Annotated in this window: 7 protein-coding genes; 4 read left to right on the plus strand and 3 right to left on the minus strand. The window is 38.8% G+C overall.

What is annotated here, in order from left to right; all coding sequences use genetic code 11:
* The first annotated feature begins 291 nt into the window (after window positions 1-291).
* Both FTU36_RS16315 and FTU36_RS16835 read left to right on the plus strand, forming a co-directional pair.
* Window positions 292-588: a hypothetical protein gene (locus FTU36_RS16315; RefSeq protein WP_227591842.1), complete on the plus strand. Its 297-nt coding sequence runs from the start codon at window positions 292-294 to the stop codon at window positions 586-588.
* A complete protein-coding gene (locus FTU36_RS16835) occupies window positions 585-725 on the plus strand; it encodes a hypothetical protein (protein WP_227591843.1) in 141 nt (46 codons plus the stop codon). The genes FTU36_RS16315 and FTU36_RS16835 overlap by 4 nt, the downstream gene beginning before the upstream one ends.
* A 25-nt stretch (window positions 726-750) precedes the next feature.
* Here the strand turns inward: FTU36_RS16835 and FTU36_RS16320 are convergent, their stop codons facing one another.
* Window positions 751-1,089 (minus strand): DMT family protein, encoded by a 339-nt coding sequence (locus FTU36_RS16320; RefSeq protein WP_078189529.1) that lies wholly within the window; start codon window positions 1,087-1,089, stop codon window positions 751-753.
* A gap of 274 nt (window positions 1,090-1,363) precedes the next feature.
* Between FTU36_RS16320 and mpl the strand changes: the two genes are divergently transcribed.
* Window positions 1,364-2,728 (plus strand): UDP-N-acetylmuramate:L-alanyl-gamma-D-glutamyl-meso-diaminopimelate ligase, encoded by a 1,365-nt coding sequence (mpl, locus tag FTU36_RS16325; protein ID WP_180118566.1) that lies wholly within the window; start codon window positions 1,364-1,366, stop codon window positions 2,726-2,728.
* A gap of 60 nt (window positions 2,729-2,788) precedes the next feature.
* Here mpl and FTU36_RS16330 read toward each other — a convergent pair whose 3' ends face one another.
* Complete coding sequence (locus FTU36_RS16330) at window positions 2,789-3,259, minus strand: BLUF domain-containing protein (RefSeq protein ID WP_180005550.1); 471 nt, start codon at window positions 3,257-3,259, stop codon at window positions 2,789-2,791.
* Between the two features lie 209 nt (window positions 3,260-3,468).
* Here FTU36_RS16330 and FTU36_RS16335 point away from each other — a divergent pair, with 209 nt between their 5' ends.
* Window positions 3,469-3,804 (plus strand): hypothetical protein, encoded by a 336-nt coding sequence (locus FTU36_RS16335; protein ID WP_180118568.1) that lies wholly within the window; start codon window positions 3,469-3,471, stop codon window positions 3,802-3,804.
* Window positions 3,805-3,860: 56 nt separating this feature from the next.
* Here FTU36_RS16335 and FTU36_RS16340 read toward each other — a convergent pair whose 3' ends face one another.
* Entirely contained in the window at window positions 3,861-4,187 is a 327-nt protein-coding gene (locus tag FTU36_RS16340; RefSeq protein WP_257223260.1) for a GNAT family N-acetyltransferase, read from the minus strand.
* Window positions 4,188-4,595: the final 408 nt, after the last annotated feature.

Below are 4,595 nucleotides of genomic sequence, written 5' to 3' on the forward strand. Positions count from 1 at the left end.
AGTTGGTCTAACACCTTGCAATGTTTGTCTTTTATACGTAATTTAAGGGTTTTCATGTACTTATATTAACAATCAAAACTCAAGGAAAATAGTCCTTAGTTAAATCAAACGACACTTCATGTCGTGTTGCTTATATCTCTGACCTGAAGGACAGAGTTTTACGCTCCATTTGATAAAATTTAACGGTTGTCTTTAAAGAGAAAACTCCATAATATTTTTATAAAATTATTTTTATTTTTTTCAATTTTATAAAAACTTTTATTAAATCAATATTTATAAGACACTTTAAACATGAAACAGATCTTCATCCTGCTCACTTTAGCCTTAAGCTCTCAGAGTTTTGCCCAACTGGTTCAACTCAATACCAGCCAATTTGAAATAGAATTTAACCTCTTACAGAAACAAAAAGGCTATAACAGCCAGATTAAGAGTAATGGCTACATCCACGAAAAATTTTTAGTCACTGGCAAATCGATCATTGATGAACGTGAGTCGGTCAAGATGACAGGCTATTACAAAGCAGATGATGGCCGTGATAAAATGTATTCAATTTCAGAATATCGTGTAGCTATGTTTTTGCACTCATGAACTTTGAAGCAGACGGTCAAATGACTGTACTGACCAGTGAGAGTGATTATGCCTTTGACTATGAAGATCCCACTCCAAGAGACCGTGAGTTTAGTAAAGTCCTCAAAAATGCCTGCAAACACGCCTCACTTAAATGATCGGACCCATGCGGCATCGGATCAGTTAAGCACTGCGAAACACGAAATAGACACACCCAAAAAGGCATAAACCTGCCCACAAATAGTCCAATTTAAAGGGCTGTTTAAAAAGGAAAATCATAAATGGAACGAAGACCAATAGCGTCACGACTTCTTGTGTGATTTTCATTTGACCCAAAGACCACCCATGTTTGGCCAACAATCGCGTTGCTGGGATCATAAAACTATATTCGAGTAACGCGATCGCCCATCCAAATAAAATCGCTTGCCAAAGCGGCGCATCATGTAAAAACTTCAAATGCCCATACCAGGCCAAAGTCATAAAACAGTTGGAAATAATCAATAAAAACAGGGCAAGTGACATAAGCAATCAAGATCGCAAAAAATTGCGCTTATTGTACGTTTTTCATCACAATTTCGCGCCTATTTTCCGTGTTTTTATCATTAAGAAAATCACACACATTTGATCAGTTACGAGCTCAATCTTTTTGTACGATCTCATACAAAAAAATCTATCTTTTCGCTAAGACCCTTGCTATGGTTGCTCTCAAATGAAATTAACTTTTTCAACCAAATCTATAATGACAACACCACAATAACAAAGTGATGTGTCGGTAAAAGCAGTGGAGTTAGAACGAATGCATCTGCATATCTTGGGTATTTGTGGCACCTTTATGGGTTCATTGGCGCTCTTGGCGCGCGATTTAGGACATAAGGTCACGGGTTCAGACCAAAACGTTTACCCACCAATGTCTACCCAATTGGAAAATGCAGGCATTACCTTAATGCAAGGCTATGACCGTAGCCATCTTCAACCACATCCAGATCTCGTGATTGTCGGCAATGCTATGAAACGTGGTATTGATGCTGTGGAATACATGTTGAACGAAGGCCTGCCTTATATTTCTGGCCCACAGTTCCTTGCAGACCACGTCCTACAAGGCAAACATGTGTTAGGTGTTGCAGGCACACATGGTAAAACCACAACCACAACCATGCTGGCGTGGGTGCTCGATCAAGCAGGTTTAAATCCAGGCTTCTTGATTGGCGGCGTACCTTTAGGCTTTAGTGAAAGTGCACGTTTAGGCGGTGGTCAATATTTCTGTGTAGAAGCCGATGAATATGATTCGGCATTTTTCGACAAACGTTCTAAGTTTGTGCATTACCATCCTAAAACAGCGATTTTAAATAACCTTGAATTTGATCATGCCGACATCTTCGATGACTTGGCTGCGATTCAAAAGCAATTCCATCATCTAGTGCGTACTATTCCAAGTGAAGGCCGTATCATTGCGCCCATCACTGAAACAAATATTGATGAAGTCTTGGAAATGGGCTGCTGGACACCTGTGGTGCGTACATCTTTAGATGCCAATGACAAATCTGAATTGTATGCAGAACAATTGTCTGCTGACGGTTCACATTTCAAAGTGCTACAGCATGGTGTCGTGAAAGGCGAAGTCAAATGGAATATGACTGGGCAACACAGTGTAGCCAATGCTTTGGCAACCATTGCTGCGGCTGAACATGTCGGTGTTTCGATTGAAACGGCGTGTGAGGCACTTTCAAATTTTGGCGGTGTAAAACGTCGTATGGAGCTTTTGGGCACAATCCGTGGCATTGAAGTTTATGACGACTTTGCACATCACCCAACGGCGATTGATACCACACTGGAAGGTGCACGTAAGCGTCTCGGTGAGCGTAAATTGTGGGCAGTAATTGAACCGCGTTCGAACACTATGCGTATGGGTAGCCATAAAGATGGGCTTGCACATTCTGCACGCTTAGCAGATGAAGTGATTTGGTATCAACCTGAAGGTTTGGATTGGGATTTACAACCTGTGATTGAAGCTGCTGCGAATAAAGCTGTGGTGGCTCGTTCACTGGATGAGATCATTCAAACCATCGTAAGCGAGGCAGGCGAGGGCGATGCTGTGGTGATTATGTCGAATGGCGGTTTTGGTGGTTTACATCAGAAGTTGATCAGTGCATTAAAAGCCTAAACCCACTAGATAAAATAAAAAAAGCCCGCTGCGCGGGCTTTTTTTTTATTCACACTCAGCTTAAAAATAATGCTGATAGCCTCGGTTTTTATAGCCTGAATCCAGCTTAACCGGCTGTTCAACATTTTCTAATCTTAACAATGTCGTTAAAAACGCCTGAATTTGTTCCGTATTAAGCAGGTTTGGTTGAAAGCTTGAATGTCCAAAGCGCTGGAATAAACTGGCAATTTCACTATGTCGATTTACATATTTCATCGACCATTTTGAAAAATCGATTTGATCAATAGTTTGATCAGGATAACGCACAATATCCCGATGCCGCGTATCTTGCATAATATGCTGAAAAAGCTGTTCGAGTGCCGCTTGCTCACCTTGCAGGCATTGGAAGAACCGGCCTTCTGCATAGTACAGCACGCCAAAAATATTTTTTTCAGTATTAAAGCTGCGGGCTCTCACCAAAATATCACTTAAATCTTGTATTAAATCAAATTGTTGTTCTACACGTGTACTGGCATAACAGAGTTGTATCATTGTGTTTATTCTTAAAGTATTTGCACGATTTTAACGTAGAAAGTTCTACAGGATGAGTAAATATTTGTATATTTTTTAATCAAATGTGCTTTTTAACTTACAACAGAAAACCAAGATCACGTATACCGATATCACCTTCATTTTTTTAAACTTATACATATTAAAACAATGAAATTATTTCCATTTGAAGATGAATAAAGAGGCCGACCATGCTTAAAAATTTACTCATTTTTTTATCGATCACTTGTGTATATTTTGCTGCCTTGATCATACTGAATAATTTTGGCGTTTCAGATTTTTTTAATGTCGTGATTTGCTCATTTATTTTAGGAATAACACTGCGCACCGTGATTCCTCACTATCTTATTTATTTATTAATGATGATGACCATTGGCAGTATTTATTTCGTGCTGAATGATTTTGCTTTATTAAATATCATGTGTTTAAGCTTGGTTTTAGGAATATTGATCTGCTCGATTTTGTTACAATTGTGGCCACATATCGTCAAAACACCATCAACGGTGTTGAAACTCAAGCTCAATTGAGCACAAAGCAGTTTTTAAATTTTCATACTGATAAAACGCCCGCATCGCGGGCTTTTTTAGGCTTGAACATCGGCTAATGTCTTGTCTCGGCGAAACATCACCTCTACATAAGAACAGGTTGGGATAATTTTTAAGTGTTTGTCACGAGCAAATTCCACCAAATGATCCAATAACACACGAGCAACCCCTTGCCCGCGTAAGGAATCATCTACCCACGTGTGATTTGCCACAATGCTGTGTTCATCACGCCATAGATAACTCATTTCTGCGAGGCGTACACCCTCAGCATTTAACTGAAAAAATTCACCTTTTTGACCATTATCTTGATGTTGCATAGTCACTGTTTTTTCTTCCTTTTTATGAAAAAATACACCGTGTAACAAACGAGAAAGTGATTGGTACAGAACTTAAACGACCTATATTCAACTGTAGGTGATAATAAATCCGTACACCTTTCACATTAATTAAAAAACAATTAAATCACATTTGCCGGATATTTTTATTATGGACCTTTATATCATCGCCATCTTTGTATTACTGATTGCTGCAGCATGCTTGGTTGTATCGCTGTATAAATCACGATCTTAATTCAACTTCACAACTAGATTTCAAATAAAAACAGCCTGATTGCAATACGATCAGGCTGTTTTTATTTATCCAAATGATTAGGGTCTGTTGACATTTGTTGATTAAAAAAATAGCGAGATAGTAAAATTAAATCGCCAAACCCAATTTTACACTCGCTATGCCTCGAACAATGCTAAATGATCAACACTGGTCCAAGTTACTTG

The sequence above is a fragment of the Acinetobacter sp. YH12096 genome (genome assembly GCF_013419215.1).
Classification (GTDB): domain Bacteria; phylum Pseudomonadota; class Gammaproteobacteria; order Pseudomonadales; family Moraxellaceae; genus Acinetobacter; species Acinetobacter amyesii.